This window comes from Klebsiella pasteurii (assembly GCF_018139045.1).
Classification (GTDB): domain Bacteria; phylum Pseudomonadota; class Gammaproteobacteria; order Enterobacterales; family Enterobacteriaceae; genus Klebsiella; species Klebsiella grimontii.
Genome location: NZ_CP073236.1, coordinates 3,798,140 through 3,817,425 on the forward strand (window position 1 = coordinate 3,798,140; position 19,286 = coordinate 3,817,425).

Sequence of the window (19,286 nt, forward strand, 5' to 3'; positions counted from 1 at the left end):
CCGCTACAGTTTCCCCAGCGCCTGATACCACAGATAGTCCAGCGGCAGCAGAATCAAATAGCTCACCGCCGCTAGCGCGATACACAGCAGCATTCCCGCCCGCGCAGGCACTTTCCCTAGCCCCATCGCCACGACAATCGGTGACGCCTGATACGGCAGCAGCGGCGTGGAGTACCCCAGCACCTGAATCATAATCACGCTCAGCAGCGGGAAGCCGGTGGCATCGGAGAAGCTCTGCGCGAAGGTGGTATACAGCGCCGGTACGCCGTTAGCGGTCATGATAAAGTTCAGCGCGCTGGTAATGCCGGTCAATGCGAGAAAGCTGGTGAACGGACTCTCTTTATCCAGCGGCATAATCTGCAGCAGGGCATTCCCCACCACGCCGCCGATACCGGTTTGCGTCACGGTGATCGCCAGTCCCAAAATTCCGGCGACGTAAATACAGGTGCGGATATTCACGCCGCTGGAAAACTCCTCGCCGCTGATAAAACCGACCCGCGGCAGCAGCGTTATCACCGCCGCCGCCAGCCCTGTCCAGGCCGGCCCCACGCCGTGCCAGCTCTCCGTCACCCAGAGCGTCAGCACCACCACCAGCAGCCACGCCAGGCGCTTCTCATCGCGGCTCATCGGCGGCAGCGGCGTCATGTCGCGCGGCGGGTGCGGTTTTCCGGGAAACAGCCAGCATATCAAGGCGATCAGCACAGCCCCTTTGAGCCAGCCGAGTACCGGCGTATGCAGCAGTAAATAGGGCAGGTAATTCAGGTGGATGCCGTATGACCCCTCCGCCGCGCCGCTCATCACCAGATTCGGGACGTTGGCAGGCAGAATGGTGGCAGACAGCTGGAAGGTCCCGAACCCTACCGCCAGCGCCAGGCCAAACCACGGGCGCGTCCCCTCTTCGATACCGGCACGCCTGGCCATTGCCGCCACAATCGGCATCAGCAGCGCGATACGTCCCATATTGGACGGCATCACAAACGCCAGCGCATAGCTGAGCAGCACCACGCTGCCGACCATCAGCGGCCAGGAGTCGGTTAGCCGCGACGAGAGCGACCGGGCCCCCCTGTCCGCCAGCCCGGTTTTGCGTATAGCGATCCCCAGCACAAAGCCGCTGAACACCAGCCAGAACGCCGATGAGGCAAAGCCGCCGAAAATCACCTCCGGCGGCGCGATTTTGGCGATCATCGCCGCGGCAAAAAACAGCAGCGCGGTCATAAACTCCGGCAGTAGCGAGGTCGCCCAGAGGAGAATAGTGATGCCGACGATGATAGAGGGAAGGAACAGAGGGTGGGAAAACCAGAGCGACATACCTGTCTCCTGTCGTTTTTTTCAGCAAGAATACGACGGACAATAAGACAGGTAAACGCCAGATATGGTGGGGTTATTACGGGATGGATACAGGCAGTTTAGTGATAATGGATCTCACCAAAGTATTCAGACAGCACGTAATAACGGCAATATTCAAAAGGACTATCGCGTCCGGCCTGAAACGTCTGTCTGGCGACGGATAGCAGCGGTTTATTCTCAGCAATCTGCAGTTTTTCACATAACTCGGGGGAAGGTAAAATCGCCTCAACTTTTTCAATCGCCGAGTCGCTTGTAACGTTTAATAACGAATAAAGCGACGTATGTTCCAGCGACCGCGGGGTCAATTCCAGGCCGGGAAAGAAGCTAAGATCGAGATATATTTTTTCATGGTTGAACGGGCGGTTATTCAGGCAACGAATACGCGAGATATAAAGATAATGATGATGGGCAGGAAGGCTCAAGCCATCTGCCTGAGCATCGCGCGCGCGGCGCGGAGCGATTTCCAGAATACGGTTCTCTATCTCGACGCTGGCATCCTGAAGATCGCTGGTAATTCCGCGAAACGTATGGCCATAGCTCACGCCTTCCGGCACGGAACATACTACCGAGCCGCTTCCGCGCTGGGACGAAATAATGCCGGCATTGATTAATTCGCTCCAGGCCTGCTTCACCACAATCAACGAGACGTTGTAGGCTCTGGCGACCTCTTTTTGCGTCGGCAGCTGGCTGCCTAAAGGCAAAGACCCGTTTTGGATCTGCTGACAGATGATAAAAAATAGTTGCTTATAAAGCGGAGTAAAGCTCGTTTTATCAACCTGCAAACTGCGCACCTCACGTCTTCGCCAGCAGGGGACGTTTCACCGTCCCCGGCAGGGTGAATTCGCTACCCTGCGATTTGCCTGGCCAGTTCTGCCAAATCGAAATGATTCATACGATCCACGGTCGTTAAATAATCGGCGGGGAAAGCATCCGCACCATGAAATGCGCCGGAGATCGCCCCAACCATGGTGGCGACAGTATCAGTATCATTGCCGATATTAACGCCGGAGATAATAGCATCTACGGCAGAATTCGGACAACACGCGAACAGACCGAAGGCCGCAGGCACTGCTTCACTTACGTGCAGCCCGGAACCAATAATATCGGCGATTTCCACTACCGCGGTTTCCCAATGGCGATGACGTTTACCGATCTCCACCGCCAGCTCAATGCGCCGGGCAACGGAAGGGCCTGCAACCATCATCGCTCCTTGCTCCTGCGCCAGCAGATAGCCCTTTTGAGCGCCGTAAACACCGGCGGCAATAATGCTGTCTGCATTGGTCTGCGATCTTAACGCCTCGCTGGTTGCCGCGGCCATCGCCGCCGCGCCGGACATCGCCAGCACATTGTTGTGCGTAAAGCGGCAAATCTGCAGCGCACATTCAATTGCCGCGTCGATATTGCCGGGGTGCAGCACCGCCGCTGGCCAAATCTTCATCGCCGCGCCGTTCGTGGCTTCCGCGTTTCCTTTATTAATAATCTGTACCGACTGTTTTTCACCTTCCAGCTCGCCCTGCAAAGAGGCGCGGTTGTCATTGAAGATCGCTTTCATCGCCGCGCGCGTCGTCGGACCGGTAAAGTTGGCGTAGTAAGGATAATCCAGCCACTGCTGGAACGCCTCGCGCATCGCTTCGTCGCTGACCTGGCGCTGATGGCACAGCAGCGCGTCCATAATGTACTTAGCCTGAATAAAATCATCGGTGCACATGCCCGCTTCATTGCAGCGGCCAAACGTATCCGCCGGCGGTTTTTGAAAGGTTGTCACCCAGCCGCCAAAATAGTCCTTAATTTGCTGCTGAGTCCGAACTTCCGTTGCCGCTCCCATCGCGTCCGCGGCGGCGGCGCCAACCAGGCATCCCAGTATTTTGTTTTGATCAACGTGCATGATGACTCCTTATTTCATGGTCATAGCTTGTGCCAGCGAATGGCTGGCCAGAAAAGTGTTTAGCTGGTCGGGAAACGGCAGGGCCGTCATCGCACCTTTTGCCGTCACCGCCATCGCACCACAGGCGTTGGCATTACCGATAGCCTCCGCCAGCAGGGCATGAGACCAGCCGTTTGCGCGGGAAAGCGTGAACAGCAGGCCGCCAACAAAGGCATCGCCTGCTCCGGTGGTATCGACGACGTCAACGCGCGGAGCAGGAAAAAGGAACTCCCCCTCGGCGGTAATGAGCAGCGCGCCATCAGCCCCCAGCGAAATAATGGTGGTCTCACAGCCCAGATCGCGCAGGTAATAACGCGCATCCTGCCAGCGGCTGGCGCCGCTCAGCTGACAAAGCTCATCTGCTGAGACTTTGCAGATAGAGGCAAGCGCGGCAGATCGGGCGATCAGATCAGGGATCTCCGTAGCATCGCGCCACATCTTGCTGCGTAAGTTGACGTCAAAAAGAACGTAGCCGCCGGCCTCACGCATACGTCTCGCCCCCTCAAGGCACGCCTCGCGGGCGGGGCTGTCGGTGAGGCCTATCGAACTAAAGTAAAACCATTCGTGTTTCCTGAACGGCGGCAGATCCTGCGGCGAAACGTAGGTGTCGGCTCCTGGATGCACCAGATAGGTAAAGCTGCGCTCGCCGTCAGCCGTCAGATTGACGATCAGCACCGCGCTGGTCAGGCTCGCGTCCAGCCTAAGAAATGAGACATCTACGCCATTGTCCTGGAATACCTGGCGCAGAAAACGCCCGGCATCATCGTCGCCAAGACAGCCGATAAAACCGCATTCTCCGCCCAGCCTGGCCACGCACACTCCCACGTTGGCCGATGCTCCACCGGGACATTTCAGGTAGCTATTTTGTTTTTCCGGCACCAGGTCAACGGAGGCGTCACCGATAACCCAAACTTTATTGATGGTGTCCATTTGCGCCTCCTTATGCCTTTTTCTGCGCGAGGGCGAGCTGAATATCACGGTAATATTCGTTATTAATCAGATATTTTTTCATAAGCAGCCCCACCGCAAGGTGGAACAGGGCAGGAATGAGCGTCATCATCAGCGCAATGCCGGTTAGAGAACGTGCGCTCTGTTCAACATCGGCCTGATAGCCAAAGTGGCTCAGCAGAAATCCAAGAATGCCTCCCGCAATGCCCATACCAAACTTCTGGAAGAAGAGGATGCCGCCAAACGCGAGTCCGGAAACGCGCAGCCCGGTTTTCTTTTCTCCGTAATCTACCGCTTCAGCGATAGAGGACCAGAACACCGGCATTTGCATATCGCAGAAGAAATTAATAAGAAAATAGAACGCAAACGCCAGGACAAGGTTTTCACGCCCGACGGAGAAATACATTAGCGCGCTCAGGATAAAAGTAATAATCTGGGTGTAGCGGAACATCTTAATTTTATCCCAGAACTTGGTTATCCATGTGGTGGCGATCATCGCCAAAATAGAAGCGATGACGCCGGTGGTCAGGAAGGGTGAAATCAGGCTATCGCCACCGTTCAGATAATACTTAGCATAATAAGCCGCGACGGAACCACGAATAACATAGCCGCACATCAGCAGTAAAATAACAACGCCGAGAATAATCCACTGATCGTTACGTAACAGATACTTAAACTGCTTCCCCACCGAGAGCGAGGTAATTTCCGGCTCGCTGCGTTCACGCGTGGTGAGAAAACAGAAGATAAACAGCACGGCGCCCATCGCGCCCATCAGCCCCATTGAAAACTGATAGCCCAGCGCCTTGTTGCCCTGCCCCAGCCAGACGGCGAGCATCGGCACAACGATAGTTACCAGAAAAGCGGCAATCTTAGTCATCACAAAGCGATAGCCGTTTGCGCTTAAGCGTTCGACAGGGTCGCTGGTGATTACGCCAATCATCGAAATATAAGGAATAGTTATGGCGGTATAGACCAGAGTCATCAGAATATAGGTGCCGTAGGCCCATGCCAGTTTGGCCATATAGGCCATATCAGGCGTGATAAACATCAAATAAACGGCGAAGCCAAAAGGGATTGCAAACCACAACAGCCACGGGCGATAACGTCCCCAGCGCGTATTCAGCTTATCGGTAAGAACCCCCATGGCGGGATCGATAATCGCATCGATCATCCGTACAACCACGAACAGTACGCCAACATCAGCGGCGCTCAGGCCATAGATATCGGTATAGAAATAGGCGAGCAGCAGCTGCATGGCGATAATCACAACGTTTATCGCCATGTCTCCTGCGCCGAAGCCGATCTTTTCCACAATAGAAAGTTTCATGTTGATATTCCTTTACGCTTAACAGCGCAAATAGGGTGAGCAATTAATGATGTCACTACATGAAATAAAAACGTTTTTATATATAAGCCGCCGCCAGAAATTTATGGAGGCGATGAAGAGAGTGTAACCATACTCAAAAAGATATAAAGGTATACCTTTATATCTTTTGATCGGTTTCACATATTTTTATGCACCCGATCCTACCCCGGCGTTAAACCGGGATAAGAATCAAGGAGATAATGAATGGCGGGAACGTAAAGAAAATTAACGGGATTCCAGAATGGCGCAGCTATGGTCCTGAATCTCTTCCGCCGATGCGCGATTCAGCGTCAACAGGTTACGCTCGGTCGCCAGCAGCACCAGCGAACCATCGCTCTGCTTCGCCATCGCCAGCGCAAAACGGCCCATATGTTCACGTGCTTCCGGTACCTCTTCGGCCAGCATCAGGAACGGGCTGCGCTGCGCCAGCTCCGTTTCGGTGACCCGGCGCGCCAGATATTCGTGGCCCAGTAGTCCACCGGGCAGCGGCAACCAGCGACTGCTGATAGCGGGCGCTTCCTTGTCCAGCTGAGTACGGACATCGGGACGCAGGCAGGAGATATGGATATGGAAATGATTTTGCGTGCGTCCGCTGCGTGAGTTGATGGTCAAGGAGACCGCGTCATCCGATACAGCGGAACCACGATGCTGGCTCATGATTTCGCGCCCCTGCCAGGCCTGCCAGAAGAAGTTCGGCGTCAGGGGATTGAGCAGCAGCGGGCTTTCGGTGCCGTTAATACGGTAGGTCGGCATCAGCAGATACTGCAGCGGGCCATTGCGGTCTTTAAACAGCACATAGCCGCCCTTCAGGTTCACTTCCGCACAGGGTGCGGGATCCTGATTCTGCTGTTGGTTGGGGACGCACTGCTGCAGAACAATTTTGCGCAACGCGTCAGGGTTGCCGGAATGGAGCCAGTAGTAGCCGCCGGCCATCGCCGCCACAACCGCCACCAGCAGCGCTAATAAAAGGTATCGTACTCTTCGCATTCTATTTTCCTGTCTCAGCCAGAAACGGAAGAGTAACGCAGTTTGATGACTAAATGAAAACGGGAGGTGGTGCATTGAGTTTTGCCCGAGGCGGCGCTTAACGCGCCTGACCGGGCTACTCTGCCCCGGGTCGCGGCTTACCCTGGCTACAAGAGTTGTAGCCCCGCTACGCGCAGCGCGAGCGGGGATAAGGAGAGGCTATTTAACGCTGGTTAATCTGGTCGAAGGTGCCGCCGTTGGAGAAGTGCTCTTTCTGCGCTTTCGTCCAGCCGCCAAACACATCATCAATGGTGAACAGCTTCAGTTTCGGGAACTCATTCGCGTATTTTTTCGCAATTTCAGGATCGCGCGGGCGATAGAAGTTCTTCGCCGCAATCTCCTGGCCTTCCGGCGAGTAGAGATACTTCAGATACGCTTCCGCCACCTGGCGAGTGCCTTTCTTGTCGACCACTTTATCCACCACGGAAACCGTCGGCTCGGCGAGAATCGATTCGCTCGGGGTCACGATCTCAAATTTGTCTTTACCCAGTTCGTTGGTCGCCAGCAGGGCTTCGTTTTCCCAGGCAATCAGCACATCGCCGATCCCGCGCTCTACGAAGGTGTTAGTCGCGCCCCGGGCGCCGGAATCCAGCACTTCGACGTTCTTAAACAGCGCTTTTACGAACTCTTGCGCCTTCGCCTGGTCGCCATTGTTCTGGTGCAGGGCGTAGCCCCATGCCGCCAGATAGTTCCAGCGCGCGCCGCCGGAGCTTTTCGGGTTCGGGGTAATCACCGACACGCCCGGTTTAATCAGGTCGTTCCAGTCGTGAATCTGCTTCGGGTTGCCTTTGCGTACGAGGAACACGATGGTGGAGGTATACGGCGCAGAGTTATCCGGCAGACGTTTCAGCCAGTTTTTGTCGATTCGGCCGCGTTCGGCAATCGCATCGACGTCATAGGCCAGCGCAAGGGTCACCACGTCGGCTTCAATGCCGTTGATCACCGAGGTCGCCTGTTTGCCGGAGCCGCCGTGGGATTGACGAATCACCACGTTGTCGCCGGTTTCTTGCTTCCAGTGGGCGCTAAAGGCTTTATTGTACTGTTCGTACAGCTCGCGCGTCGGATCGTAAGAAACGTTTAATAGTTGAATGTCTTTTGCCAGAACGCTGGCGGATGCCAGCAACAGAGTTAACCCTATGCCCCACTTATTCATCGCACCGCTCTCTTTATGTCGTGTTGTGATGGATTAAGCGTGCCAGAAAGCGGACTGATGATTAAAGAATAAAAAAAGATTGGCTATAACTTGCGAGTATATAGAACGGGGGAGAGTTTGCCCCCTCCCAAACGGGAGGGAGCGGGAAGCATCAGACTTCTTCCATGCGGCCCAGCAGCGCCTGCAGACGATCCTGCCAGCCCTGCTGCTGTTCTTTCAGCTGACCGTTTTCACGCTCAAGCTCTTCACGGCTGTGCTGTGCGCTCTGTACTTCCTGCGCCAGCGTGTTGTTCTTCTCTTTCAGCTCTTCGATTTCCATCTGTAACAGAGTGATGGTATCAATCGCCTGCTGAACTTTAGATTCTAATTTCTCAAACACTTCTAATGACATCGTCATACCTCTCCTGAACTTGCAAGGCGTTGATAGAAACCGTCCGTTTCGTATACGCGTTGACGCCTTAACGAAAATTAGCGCACTACAGTGGTGATGTAGTCGATTGTATGAAGCCCCGCCTCCCCTGTCCAGCGACAACCCGCGCAGATTGCGGTTTGCAACACTTTTCAGCCTTTACCTGGTCCGTTCGCCGCTTTTACCCGGTACTTTTTCGTAATTGTTAATCAAGACGTAAAAAAATGAGCGGTGAAACGCTCCCGCAAACGGCCGAATACGCGTTTATGGCGCGAAAACGCTCATTTTCTTGACGTGGTACACACATTTGAATTTCGATATTTCTCGTTTTTGTTCGTTAACGATAAATTAACACTATGCCTACATGGCAGCATGGTCGCCTGCGACCTTCACACTTACAATAATCATCACTACGCTTCAGGATTCGATTATGAGCCAAACATCAACACTAAAAGGCCAGTGCATCGCAGAGTTCCTCGGTACCGGGTTGTTGATCTTTTTCGGCGTTGGGTGCGTCGCTGCGCTTAAGGTCGCGGGAGCCAGCTTCGGTCAATGGGAAATCAGCATCATCTGGGGTCTGGGCGTCGCCATGGCGATTTACCTGACCGCAGGGGTTTCCGGTGCGCATCTTAACCCAGCGGTCACCATCGCGCTGTGGCTATTCGCCTGCTTTGACGGTCGTAAAGTTGTTCCTTTTATCATTGCGCAATTCGCTGGCGCCTTTTGCGCTGCGGCTTTAGTTTACGGGCTTTATTACAATCTTTTCTTCGATTTCGAACATACCCACAATATGGTGCGCGGTAGCGTCGAAAGTCTCGAGCTGGCTGGCATTTTCTCTACTTACCCGAACCCGCATATCAATTTTGTGCAGGCCTTCGCGGTAGAAATGGTGATTACCGCTATCCTGATGGGCGTCATTCTGGCGCTGACCGACGATGGCAACGGCGTGCCGCGTGGCCCGCTGGCGCCGCTGCTGATTGGTCTGCTGATCGCCGTCATTGGCGCATCCATGGGCCCGCTGACCGGCTTCGCCATGAACCCGGCGCGTGATATCGGACCGAAAGCCTTCGCCTGGCTGGCAGGCTGGGGCAACGTCGCCTTCACCGGCGGCAAAGATATTCCTTATTTCCTGGTGCCGCTGTGTGCGCCAATCGTCGGTGCTGCGCTGGGCGCATTCTGCTACCGCAAGCTGATTGGCCGCCACCTGCCTTGCGACACCTGCGTTGTTGAAGAGAAAGAAGCCGCATCTCCCTCTACGACGCAACACAAAGCTTCGCTGTAATCTGACTACGGGACTCATACTATGACCGACAAAAAATATATCGTAGCGCTCGACCAGGGCACCACCAGCTCCCGCGCCGTGGTAATGGATCACGATGCCAATATCGTCAGCGTCTCTCAGCGAGAATTCGAACAAATTTATCCGCGCCCAGGATGGGTTGAACACGACCCGATGGAGATCTGGGCATCGCAAAGCTCTACGCTGGTCGAAGTGCTGGCAAAAGCCGATATCAGCTCCGATGAAATCGCGGCGATCGGTATCACCAACCAGCGTGAAACCGCCATCGTCTGGGAGCGTGAAACCGGCAAGCCGATTTATAACGCTATCGTCTGGCAGTGCCGCCGTACCGCCGAGATCTGCGAGCAGCTCAAGCGCGACGGCATGGAAGAGTACATCCGCAAGGCCACCGGCCTGGTAGTTGACCCGTACTTCTCCGGCACCAAAGTGAAGTGGATCCTCGACCACGTCGAAGGCGCGCGCGAACGCGCTAAACGCGGCGAGCTGCTGTTCGGCACCGTAGACACCTGGCTTATCTGGAAAATGACCCAGGGACGCGTTCACGTGACTGACTACACCAACGCCTCGCGTACCATGCTGTTTAATATCCACGAGCTGGACTGGGACGACAAAATGCTCGATGCGCTGGATATCCCGCGCGCCATGCTGCCGGAAGTGCGCAAGTCGTCCGAAGTGTACGGCCAGACCAACATCGGCGGTAAAGGCGGGACGCGTATTCCGATCGCCGGTATCGCCGGCGACCAGCAGGCTGCGCTGTTCGGCCAGCTGTGCGTTAAAGAGGGGATGGCGAAAAACACCTACGGTACCGGCTGCTTTATGCTGATGAATACCGGCGAGAAAGCGGTGACATCAACGCACGGCCTGTTGACGACTATCGCCTGCGGCCCGCGCGGTGAGGTGAACTATGCGCTGGAAGGCGCGGTGTTTATGGCGGGCGCTTCCATCCAGTGGCTGCGCGATGAGATGAAGCTGATTAGCGACGCGTTCGATTCCGAATATTTCGCCACCAAAGTGAAGGATACCAACGGCGTGTACGTCGTTCCGGCCTTTACCGGCCTCGGCGCACCGTATTGGGATCCCTATGCCCGCGGCGCAATTTTTGGCCTGACCCGCGGCGTGAACTCCAACCATATTATTCGCGCCACGCTAGAGTCGATCGCCTATCAGACCCGCGACGTACTGGAAGCGATGCAGGCTGACTCCGGGATCCGTCTGCACGCCCTGCGCGTTGACGGCGGCGCGGTCGCCAACAACTTCCTGATGCAGTTCCAGTCGGATATTCTCGGCACCCGCGTGGAGCGCCCGGAAGTCCGTGAAGTCACCGCTTTGGGCGCAGCTTATCTGGCCGGTCTGGCGGTCGGTTTCTGGCAGAATCTGGATGAGCTGCAGGAGAAAGCCGTTATCGAGCGCGAGTTCCGTCCAGGAATTGAAACCACCGAGCGTAACTATCGCTACAGCGGCTGGAAGAAAGCGGTAAAACGCGCGCTGGCGTGGGAAGAGCACGACGAAGCGTAAGATTGTTGAGGTATTCCCGGCTGACGGCGTAAACGCCTTAGCCGGGCTAATGCCCGCAGACCGCACAACCCCGTAGCACTGCTAAGCGCGGCGCGAGCCGGGGAGAAACCGCGCCGATGTATAAAACCCGGGGTATCCCCGGGTTGCGGCGTAAACGCCTTACCCGGGCTACTGCCCGCAGACTGCACAACCCCGTAGCCCGGCTAAGCGCAGCGCGAGCCGGGGAGAAACCGCGTCGATGTATAAATCCCGGAGTATCCCCGGCTTGCGGCTTAAACGCCTTACCCGGCTACTGCCCGCAGACCGCACAACCCCGTAGCGCAGCGCCGCCGGGTTTTAATCAGCCAAATACCGGCAGCAGCAGATAGAGCTTAATCACCAGCGCGTTAACGATATCAATAAAGAACGCACCCACCATCGGCACCACCAGAAACGCCATGTGCGACGGACCGAAACGGTCGGTAATCGCCTGCATATTGGCAATCGCCGTCGGCGTCGCGCCGAGGCCGAAACCACAGTGGCCGGCGGCCAGCACCGCGGCATCGTAGTTTTTGCCCATCATCCGGTAGGTCACAAACACTGCATACAGCGCCATGGCCACTGCCTGAACCGCCAGAATAATAATCATCGGCAGCGCCAGCGACGCCAGCTCCCACAGCTTCAGGCTCATCAGCGCCATCGCCAGGAACAGCGACAGGCTGACGTTACCCAGCACCGACACCGCGCGGTCGAACACGCGGTACAGCCCCAGCGCCGACAGGCTGTTGCTCAGGATCACGCCGATAAACAATACGCAAACGAAGGTGGGCAGTTCAAATATGGTTCCCGCCAGCAGTTGCGCAACGATCTTCCCTACCGTCAAACAGATGGCGATCAGCGCGATGCTCTCAATCAGCACCAACGAGGTGATCATGCGCCCCATATCCGGCTTTTCAAACGCGGTCGGCGCGAGCTGATCGTCCGGCGTACCGTCCGGGGAGGAAGAGTGCTTAACCAGATAGCGCGCCACCGGTCCGCCGATCAGGCCGCCAAGGACAAGACCGAAGGTTGCGCAAGCCATCGCCACTTCGGTGGCGTTGGCAAAACCATAGCGCTCAACAAACAATTTACTCCATGCCGCGCCGGTGCCGTGGCCGCCGGAAAGGGTAATCGAACCGGCCAGCAGCCCCATCAGCGGGTCGAGGCCCAGCAGCTTCGCCATGCCGATTCCGAGCGCGTTTTGCAGCAGCAGCAGTCCCACCACCACAATCAGGAACGTCCCCACCACTTTGCCGCCGGAGCGCAGGCTGGCGAGGTTGGCGTTGAGGCCGATAGTCGCAAAGAAAGCCAGCATCAGCGGATCTTTCAGGCTCATATCGAAATCGATTTCGATATCCATGCTTTTCTTTAATACCAGCAGCGCCAGCGCGACCAGCAGGCCGCCCGCAACGGGTTCAGGAATGGTGTATTTCTTGAGGAAAGGGACGATTTGAACGAGTTTTCTACCCAGTAGCAACACGAGTGTTGCGGCAACGAGCGTCGATAAGGTATCGAGATGAAACATAAAAAGAGCTCCTTATAGGCGCATGATCCATTCACACGCGACGGTATTCCCGGTGTCGATTGCTTCTCATCATGAGTAATCGGGAAGGGATTTTAAGCAGAAGTACGGAAAAAAGGACAGGAAAAGATATTTTGTAGGGATAATGATGCGATCAAGCATACAAAATGTTAATAAATATTTGACACTTATTCCATGCTTAAATATTTGCCGCTAAAGAGTGGCAAACGTTTGCTTTTGGTCTACAGTCCGATAAAATCCCCGCTTTGCCACCTTTGGGATTGTTGTGATGTCCGTTAACACCGCAGAGTCAGAAAATGCGCAACCGGTTGCGCACATGCAAACCAGCGAATTAATCTACCGCCTCGAAGACCGCCCGCCGCTACCGCAAACCTTGTTCGCCGCTTTCCAGCACCTGCTGGCGATGTTTGTCGCGGTTATCACTCCGGCGCTGTTAATTTGCCAGGCGCTGGGCCTTCCGGCTCAGGATACGCAACACATCATCAGCATGTCCCTTTTCGCCTCCGGCGTGGCCTCCATCATTCAAATTAAAGCCTGGGGCCCGGTGGGATCTGGTCTGCTCTCGATTCAGGGCACCAGCTTTAACTTCGTCGCACCGCTGATTATGGGCGGCACCGCGCTGAAAACCGGCGGCGCCGATGTTCCGACCATGATGGCCGCGCTGTTCGGCACCCTGATGTTGGCCAGCTGCACGGAGATGGTTCTCTCCCGCGTCCTGCATCTCGCCCGCCGCATTATTACCCCGCTGGTCTCCGGCGTGGTGGTGATGATTATCGGCCTGTCGCTGATCCAGGTTGGCCTGACCTCCATCGGCGGCGGCTATGCGGCCATGGCCGATCACACCTTCGGCGCGCCGAAAAACCTGCTGCTGGCAGGGATCGTGCTGGCGCTGATTATTATCCTTAACCGCCAGCGTAACCCGTACCTGCGCATCGCTTCGCTGGTAATCGCGATGGCGGCCGGCTATCTGGCGGCATGGTTGCTCGATATGCTGCCGGCCAATACCACGCCGACGGAAAGCAGCCTGATTATGGTGCCTACGCCGCTTTACTACGGGCTGGGCATCGACTGGAACCTGCTGCTGCCGCTGATGCTAGTGTTTATGATTACCTCGCTGGAAACCATCGGCGATATTACCGCCACCTCTGACGTCTCCGAGCAGCCGGTTTCCGGCCCGGTATATATGAAGCGTCTGAAGGGCGGCGTGCTGGCTAACGGCCTGAACTCCTTTGTTTCGGCGGTATTCAATACCTTCCCGAACTCCTGCTTTGGTCAGAACAACGGCGTGATCCAGCTGACCGGCGTCGCCAGCCGCTATGTCGGTTTCGTGGTCGCGCTGATGCTGATCGTGCTCGGCCTGTTCCCGGCGGTGAGCGGCTTTGTGCAGCATATTCCTGAGCCGGTGCTCGGCGGCGCGACGCTGGTCATGTTCGGCACCATTGCCGCTTCCGGCGTGCGCATCGTCTCCCGCGAGCCGCTGAACCGCCGGGCGATCCTGATTATCGCCCTGTCGCTGGCCGTCGGCCTTGGCGTCTCCCAGCAGCCGCTGATCCTGCAGTTCGCCCCTGACTGGCTGAAGAACCTGCTCTCCTCGGGTATCGCTGCCGGCGGTATCACGGCGATTGTTCTGAATCTGATTTTCCCGCCAGAGAAAAACTGATCCTCTGTGACGCTCCGGCCGCGCAATGCTGGCCGGGGCGTCTGCATCATCAACCTCACATCATCTCATTACACAATTCCTGTCTTGAGGATTGCGCATAATTCGGGCATAACAGCCTTATGTGCCTCGCTCAGGATCGAAGACCATGAAATTTCTCAGAAAGCTGATTCTCTGGCTGCTGATTGCCCTGCTGGTGGTGATTATTGCCGCTTACTTCCTGTTGCAAACCCAGTGGGGTGGGCGCCAGGCCAGCGCCTGGCTAAGCGACGGCACCGGTTGGAAGGTCTCTTTCAACAAGATGAACCATAATTTCTCCTCGCCGATGCACCTGCAGCTGCAAAACGTCACCCTCGGCCGCGACGGCAAACCCGCCACGCTGGTGGCGCAAACGGTGGATATTGGTTTTAGCAGCCGCCAGTTTAGCGACCCGCTGCATGCCGACGAAATCGTCCTCAGCGACGGCACGCTAAACTTTTCCCCTTCCTCTGCGGCGCTGCCATTCGCCGCCGACCGTCTGCAGCTGCGCAATATGGCGTTCAACAGCCCGGAGAGCGACTGGGATCTGAGCGCGCAGCGCGTCACCGGCGGCGTCAGCCCGTGGGCGCCGGAAGCGGGCAACGTGCTAGGTAAGAAAACGCAGATTCAGATCAGCGCCGGGTCGATGACGCTCAACGGTATTGAAGCCAGCAACGTGCTGATTCAGGGGAATATTGATAACGGCGAAGTGTCCCTCTCGACCATTGGAGCGGACGTCGCCCGCGGTACGCTCACCGGCACGGCGAAACGCAGCGCCGACGGCGGCTGGCAGGTCGATAATTTGCGCCTCAGCGAAATCCGCCTGCAAAGCGATAAATCCCTCGCCGACTTTTTCGCGCCGCTGACTACCCTGCCTTCGCTAGAGATTGGCCGCCTTGATGTCACCGACGCCAGCCTGCAGGGGCCTGACTGGGCGATCGCCGGTCTCGACCTTAATCTGCGCAACCTCACCCTGAGCCACGGCGACTGGCAAAGCCAGGAGGGTACGCTGTCGATGAACGCCAACGAGTTCATTTACGGCTCGCTGCATTTCCTCGACCCGATCCTTAACGCCGGGTTCTCACCGCAGGGCATCGCGCTGCGCCAGTTCACCTCACGCTGGGAGGGCGGCATGGTGCGCACGTCCGGTAACTGGCTGCGTGCCGGTCACGCCCTGGTGCTGGATGACGCGGCGTTTGCCGGGCTGGAATACACCCTGCCGGACAACTGGAAGCAGCTGTGGATGGCTCCGCTGCCCGACTGGCTGCAAAGCCTGACGCTGAGAAAGTTCAGCGCCAGCCGCAACCTGATTATCGATATTGAACCGGCGTTCCCGTGGCAAATCACCGCGCTCGACGGCTACGGCGGCGAGCTGCAGCTGGTGAAAAACCGCAGCTGGGGCGTGTGGAGCGGTAGCGCGACGCTGAACGCCGCCGCCGCGACGTTTAACCGGATTGACGTCCGCCGCCCGTCGCTGAAGCTGAGCGCCAACGCCTCAACGGTGAACGTTAACGAGCTCAGCGCCTTTACCGAACGAGGGATCCTGCAAGCCACCGCAGCGGTGTCGCAGCTCCCGCAGCGCCTGGTCAACCTGAGTCTCAACGGTCGCGGCGTGCCGCTGAATATTTTGCAGGCGTGGGGCTGGCCCGCGCTGCCGGTTTCCGGCGATGGTAACCTTCAGCTGACGGCGACCGGCAGCATGCTGGCGGATGCGCCGCTGAAGCCGACCGTCAACGGGCAGCTTAGCGCGATAAATATGGAAAAACAGCAGGTGGCGCAGGTGATGCGCAACGGGGAGATCATCAACGCCCCGACCCCTTCAGCGCCGGCGACAACGACTCCCTGACTTTCCCTCACCCTCTCCCCTCTCCCCACGGGAGAGGGGCCTGTTCCATTCGCGAAACCTGTTGCCATTAAGCGGCTGTTTGTACCTATTTCCCGCAACCTGTTCCTTTCAAATAGCGGACTTGCTATAACAAAAATACTGGAAGTTAAAAAAATAATTAAAGTCCCTGAACCTACAAAAATAAAGGAACGACCATGTCTGTAATATGTCAGCGTATTCTGGAGAATATGCAAAAATTCTCCAGAGCAATGATCGGTGCAGTATTGTTCTTGCCGGTCATTGGCTTAATTTTGGCACTCAGTTCAGTCTTAACTAACCCAACATTAATTTCGGAGACCAGTTTTTTACACCAGCTCGGACAGCTCCTCGGCGATACCTTCTGGCCATTATTTGGCAATCTGGGATTACTCTTTTGCGTCGGTATCAGCTATGGCCTGGCAAAAGATAAAAAAACCGAAGTGGCGCTGGTTTCGGTAATGTGTTTTATCATGTTTCTTGGCGCTAACCACTCGTGGCTGGAACATACCCACGGACTCGCGGAAAAAATTAACGGCGAATATTACGGTACCGGGCAGACTCAGCTGCTGGGGTTTGTGGTAGTCGATATGGGGGTCTTCCTCGGGATTATTCTCGGCTGCACCATCGCCTGGGTGCATAACAAAGTCTCGACGATTGAACTGCCCGGCGCGCTCTCCATGTACGGCGGAGCCAAGCTGACGCTGGTGGCGATGACGCCGATCGTCATTCTCTACGCTATCGCCTTTACCTGGATCTGGCCGTTTATGACCCACGGCATCGCGGCGCTGACCGGCTTTATGAAAAACGCCGGCGTGGCCGGGGTCTTCGTCTATGGCTTCTTTGAAAAATTCCTCATCCCCACCGGCCTGCACCACTTCGTCTGGTCGCCGTTCCAGCTCACCCAAATCGGCGGGACGCTGAGCGTCGACGGCCAGGTCGTCTCCGGCACCCAGGCGATTTTCCTCGCCTATATGCGCCACCCGGATTTAACCCCAGTGATGAACGAGGCGCTGCGTTTCTCGCAGCAGGGAATGACCACCATCTTCGGCCTGGCCGGCGCCTCACTGGCGTTCTACCACACGGCGAAACCGGAGAAAAAAATGATGGCCAAAGCGATTCTGCTGCCGGCCATTATCACCTCCATGCTCACCGGCATCACCGAGCCGATTGAGTTTACCTTCCTGTTCGTTTCGCCGCTGCTGTGGGTGATCCACGCCACCTTAACCGCGGCCTCGCAGGCGATTTGCGACATCTTCACCGTGCGTCCCTGGGGCGCTTCCGGGCTGATTGAGTTCCTGATTTACAACCTGCCGCTGCCGGTCTCCCTGACGCGCTGGCCCGGCTACGTGCTTATCGGGCTCGGTCAGTTCGCCGTCTACTACGTTATCTTCCGCACCCTTGTCATTAAGTTGAATCTCAAAACACCGGGTCGTGAAGACGATGAAAACGTGAAGTTATATAGCAAGGCGGATTATCGTAAAAAAATGGGCGAACCGCAGTCGGTGACTAACGAAATTATCAATGGCTTGGGCGGTAAAGAAAACATTATTTCCGTCGATAACTGTTTCACCCGCCTGCGCGTCGCTATTCATAATATGGATCTGGTTGACGATACGATATTAAAAAGCACCGGCGCAAATGGCGTAGTACGAAATCGAAATGAAGTTCAGGTTATTTACGGCGTCAAAGTCGGACAGGTTCGTTCCCGGGTTGATAGCTGGCTAGCAGAAAATTAATTAGGAGTGATTTATGAAATTAACCGTATTAGGCGGGGGCGGCGTTCGCTCTGCGTTTCTGGCAAAATCTCTGGCATATAACGCGCACCGCATTGGGTTAACGGAAGTGGTATTTCTCGACAGCTCCGCTGAGAACCTGGCGATATTCGGCGAGATTGCCCGCTATGTGTTTAATGCTATTCGCCCGGATATTCACTTCAGCGTAACCAGCGACCCGGTGCCCGCGCTGAAAAATAGCCACTATGTGATCACCACCCTGCGGGTCGGCGGCGATGAGAGCCGGATCCGCGACGAGCGTATCGCCCTGGAGCACAATACGCTGGGCCAGGAGACCACCGGGGCGGGCGGATTCGCCATGGCGATGCGCTCCATTCCGGCGATTCTCAACTACTGCCGCCTGATTGAAGAGCATGCCGCCGAAGATGCCATTTTGTTTAACTTCACCAACCCGTCGGGCCTGGTCACCGAGGCGATTATCAAATCCGGCTTTAAGCGTCGGGTGTATGGCATCTGCGACGCGCCGTCGGAGCTGATTCGCGAGCTGCCCGAGATCCTCGGCTGCGACGAGCGCGATCTCGGCGTCGAGTGCTACGGGCTGAACCACTTCTCCTGGTTTACCCACTTCACCGTGCGCGGCGAGGATGTCACCGAGCGTCTGATCGCCAGCCCGGACCTGTATCGCAAGACGGCAATGCAGTACTTTTCACCGGAGCTGGTACAGCTGTGCGATAAGCAGCTGCTGAATGAATATCTTTATTACTACTATTATCGCGAAGTGGCCTTAAAAGCGATTCAGAACGCGCCGGAAACCCGCGGCGAGCAGATTGCCCGTATCAATCACGATATGCGCGAAGAGCTGCGAACTGTGGATGTGAAAGCCAACCCGGAAGCGGCGTTTACCCTCTGGATGAAGCACTATCTGCGCCGGGAAAATAGCTATATGCAGAACGAGTCGCAGCAGGAAAAATTCCATACCCGCGAGCCGTTGACCTTAAAGCAGTTTATCGAGGAGCCGGATACCGGCGGTTACGCTGGCGTGGCGCTGGATATTCTGGAAGCGGTCAACAGCACCACCACCAAGCGTATCGTGGTGTCGATGTCGAACAACGGCACGCTGGACTTCCTGCGCCCGGATGATGTGATTGAGATCAGCTGCGACCTGAGTAAAGACGGCCTGAAGCCGGTGACGCCGAAGCATGTGCCAACGGCGCAGAAAAACATGATCGCCAGCGTGAAGGAGTATGAGCGGCTGGCGGTGGCGGCGATTCTGCAGCGCGATAAATCGCTGGCGATACGGGCTCTGATGGCGCATCCGCTGGTCGGCTCGTATTCGCTGGCGAAAACGTTGGTTGAAGCCTATCTCGACGATAAGCAGTTCGCCGACTGGCGATAAACGCCCGGAGAAATCCCCCGGATAGCGGCTAACGCCTTATCCGGGCTACAGGTTCATCGCCAACTGCGG

General features: G+C 56.3%; 15 protein-coding genes. 6 read left to right on the forward strand and 9 right to left on the reverse strand.

What is annotated here, in order from left to right:
• Nucleotides 1–3: 3 nt before the first annotated feature.
• From KCG39_RS17860 to zapB, 8 genes are all read right to left on the reverse strand, one after another.
• Complete coding sequence (locus KCG39_RS17860; RefSeq protein ID WP_142468064.1) at nt 4–1,308, reverse strand: SLC13 family permease; 1,305 nt, start codon at nt 1,306–1,308, stop codon at nt 4–6.
• 98 nt (nt 1,309–1,406) lie between these two features.
• On the reverse strand, nt 1,407–2,129 hold the full coding sequence (locus KCG39_RS17865; protein ID WP_142468063.1) for a GntR family transcriptional regulator: 723 nt from the start codon (nt 2,127–2,129) through the stop codon (nt 1,407–1,409).
• A gap of 62 nt (nt 2,130–2,191) precedes the next feature.
• Nucleotides 2,192–3,232 (reverse strand): ADP-ribosylglycohydrolase family protein, encoded by a 1,041-nt coding sequence (locus KCG39_RS17870; RefSeq protein ID WP_004126707.1) that lies wholly within the window; start codon nt 3,230–3,232, stop codon nt 2,192–2,194.
• Between the two features lie 9 nt (nt 3,233–3,241).
• Nucleotides 3,242–4,201, reverse strand: a complete 960-nt coding sequence (locus KCG39_RS17875) for an aminoimidazole riboside kinase (RefSeq protein ID WP_004126709.1) — start codon at nt 4,199–4,201, stop codon at nt 3,242–3,244.
• A gap of 10 nt (nt 4,202–4,211) precedes the next feature.
• Nucleotides 4,212–5,546 (reverse strand): MFS transporter, encoded by a 1,335-nt coding sequence (locus KCG39_RS17880; RefSeq protein ID WP_004126712.1) that lies wholly within the window; start codon nt 5,544–5,546, stop codon nt 4,212–4,214.
• Nucleotides 5,547–5,810: 264 nt separating this feature from the next.
• Complete coding sequence (locus KCG39_RS17885) at nt 5,811–6,572, reverse strand: CDP-diacylglycerol diphosphatase (RefSeq protein ID WP_049123098.1); 762 nt, start codon at nt 6,570–6,572, stop codon at nt 5,811–5,813.
• A 202-nt stretch (nt 6,573–6,774) separates the two neighbouring features.
• A complete protein-coding gene (locus KCG39_RS17890) occupies nt 6,775–7,764 on the reverse strand; it encodes a sulfate ABC transporter substrate-binding protein (RefSeq protein ID WP_123828644.1) in 990 nt (329 codons plus the stop codon).
• A gap of 151 nt (nt 7,765–7,915) precedes the next feature.
• Nucleotides 7,916–8,161 (reverse strand): septal ring assembly protein ZapB, encoded by a 246-nt coding sequence (zapB, locus tag KCG39_RS17895; protein WP_009652751.1) that lies wholly within the window; start codon nt 8,159–8,161, stop codon nt 7,916–7,918.
• Nucleotides 8,162–8,603: 442 nt separating this feature from the next.
• Here zapB and KCG39_RS17900 point away from each other — a divergent pair, with 442 nt between their 5' ends.
• Together KCG39_RS17900 and glpK are read left to right on the forward strand one after the other, a co-directional pair.
• Nucleotides 8,604–9,455, forward strand: coding sequence for an MIP/aquaporin family protein (locus tag KCG39_RS17900; RefSeq protein WP_004106970.1), 852 nt, complete (start codon nt 8,604–8,606; stop codon nt 9,453–9,455).
• A gap of 21 nt (nt 9,456–9,476) precedes the next feature.
• Nucleotides 9,477–10,988, forward strand: a complete 1,512-nt coding sequence (gene glpK, locus KCG39_RS17905) for a glycerol kinase GlpK (protein WP_004126722.1) — start codon at nt 9,477–9,479, stop codon at nt 10,986–10,988.
• A 340-nt stretch (nt 10,989–11,328) separates the two neighbouring features.
• On the opposite strand, the gene gltS is transcribed toward glpK, so the two are convergent.
• Nucleotides 11,329–12,531, reverse strand: a complete 1,203-nt coding sequence (gene gltS, locus KCG39_RS17910; RefSeq protein ID WP_004126725.1) for a sodium/glutamate symporter — start codon at nt 12,529–12,531, stop codon at nt 11,329–11,331.
• A 286-nt stretch (nt 12,532–12,817) separates the two neighbouring features.
• Between gltS and KCG39_RS17915 the strand changes: the two genes are divergently transcribed.
• From KCG39_RS17915 to KCG39_RS17930, 4 genes are all read left to right on the forward strand, one after another.
• The gene (locus KCG39_RS17915) at nt 12,818–14,209 is read left to right on the forward strand and encodes a nucleobase:cation symporter-2 family protein (RefSeq protein ID WP_004126728.1); all 1,392 of its coding nucleotides are present in this window, start codon (nt 12,818–12,820) and stop codon (nt 14,207–14,209) included.
• A gap of 145 nt (nt 14,210–14,354) precedes the next feature.
• On the forward strand, nt 14,355–16,070 hold the full coding sequence (locus KCG39_RS17920; RefSeq protein ID WP_049113011.1) for an AsmA family protein: 1,716 nt from the start codon (nt 14,355–14,357) through the stop codon (nt 16,068–16,070).
• Nucleotides 16,071–16,264: 194 nt separating this feature from the next.
• Nucleotides 16,265–17,824, forward strand: coding sequence for a PTS transporter subunit EIIC (locus KCG39_RS17925; protein WP_211811439.1), 1,560 nt, complete (start codon nt 16,265–16,267; stop codon nt 17,822–17,824).
• Nucleotides 17,825–17,837: 13 nt separating this feature from the next.
• On the forward strand, nt 17,838–19,217 hold the full coding sequence (locus KCG39_RS17930; RefSeq protein WP_004126731.1) for a family 4 glycosyl hydrolase: 1,380 nt from the start codon (nt 17,838–17,840) through the stop codon (nt 19,215–19,217).
• The last annotated feature ends 69 nt before the right edge of the window (nt 19,218–19,286 follow it).

What these genes read in the sequence shown, in the direction of transcription:
- KCG39_RS17860 (WP_142468064.1), bottom strand. Translation starts at nt 1,308, where the DNA reads ATGTCGCTCTGGTTTTCCCACCCTCTGTTCCTTCCCTCTATCATCGTC.
- KCG39_RS17870 (WP_004126707.1), bottom strand. Translation starts at nt 3,232, where the DNA reads ATGCACGTTGATCAAAACAAAATACTGGGATGCCTGGTTGGCGCCGCC.
- KCG39_RS17875 (WP_004126709.1), bottom strand. Translation starts at nt 4,201, where the DNA reads ATGGACACCATCAATAAAGTTTGGGTTATCGGTGACGCCTCCGTTGAC.
- KCG39_RS17880 (WP_004126712.1), bottom strand. Translation starts at nt 5,546, where the DNA reads ATGAAACTTTCTATTGTGGAAAAGATCGGCTTCGGCGCAGGAGACATG.
- KCG39_RS17885 (WP_049123098.1), bottom strand. Translation starts at nt 6,572, where the DNA reads ATGCGAAGAGTACGATACCTTTTATTAGCGCTGCTGGTGGCGGTTGTG.
- KCG39_RS17890 (WP_123828644.1), bottom strand. Translation starts at nt 7,764, where the DNA reads ATGAATAAGTGGGGCATAGGGTTAACTCTGTTGCTGGCATCCGCCAGC.
- zapB (WP_009652751.1), bottom strand. Translation starts at nt 8,161, where the DNA reads ATGACGATGTCATTAGAAGTGTTTGAGAAATTAGAATCTAAAGTTCAG.
- KCG39_RS17900 (WP_004106970.1), top strand. Translation starts at nt 8,604, where the DNA reads ATGAGCCAAACATCAACACTAAAAGGCCAGTGCATCGCAGAGTTCCTC.
- glpK (WP_004126722.1), top strand. Translation starts at nt 9,477, where the DNA reads ATGACCGACAAAAAATATATCGTAGCGCTCGACCAGGGCACCACCAGC.
- gltS (WP_004126725.1), bottom strand. Translation starts at nt 12,531, where the DNA reads ATGTTTCATCTCGATACCTTATCGACGCTCGTTGCCGCAACACTCGTG.
- KCG39_RS17915 (WP_004126728.1), top strand. Translation starts at nt 12,818, where the DNA reads ATGTCCGTTAACACCGCAGAGTCAGAAAATGCGCAACCGGTTGCGCAC.
- KCG39_RS17920 (WP_049113011.1), top strand. Translation starts at nt 14,355, where the DNA reads ATGAAATTTCTCAGAAAGCTGATTCTCTGGCTGCTGATTGCCCTGCTG.
- KCG39_RS17925 (WP_211811439.1), top strand. Translation starts at nt 16,265, where the DNA reads ATGTCTGTAATATGTCAGCGTATTCTGGAGAATATGCAAAAATTCTCC.
- KCG39_RS17930 (WP_004126731.1), top strand. Translation starts at nt 17,838, where the DNA reads ATGAAATTAACCGTATTAGGCGGGGGCGGCGTTCGCTCTGCGTTTCTG.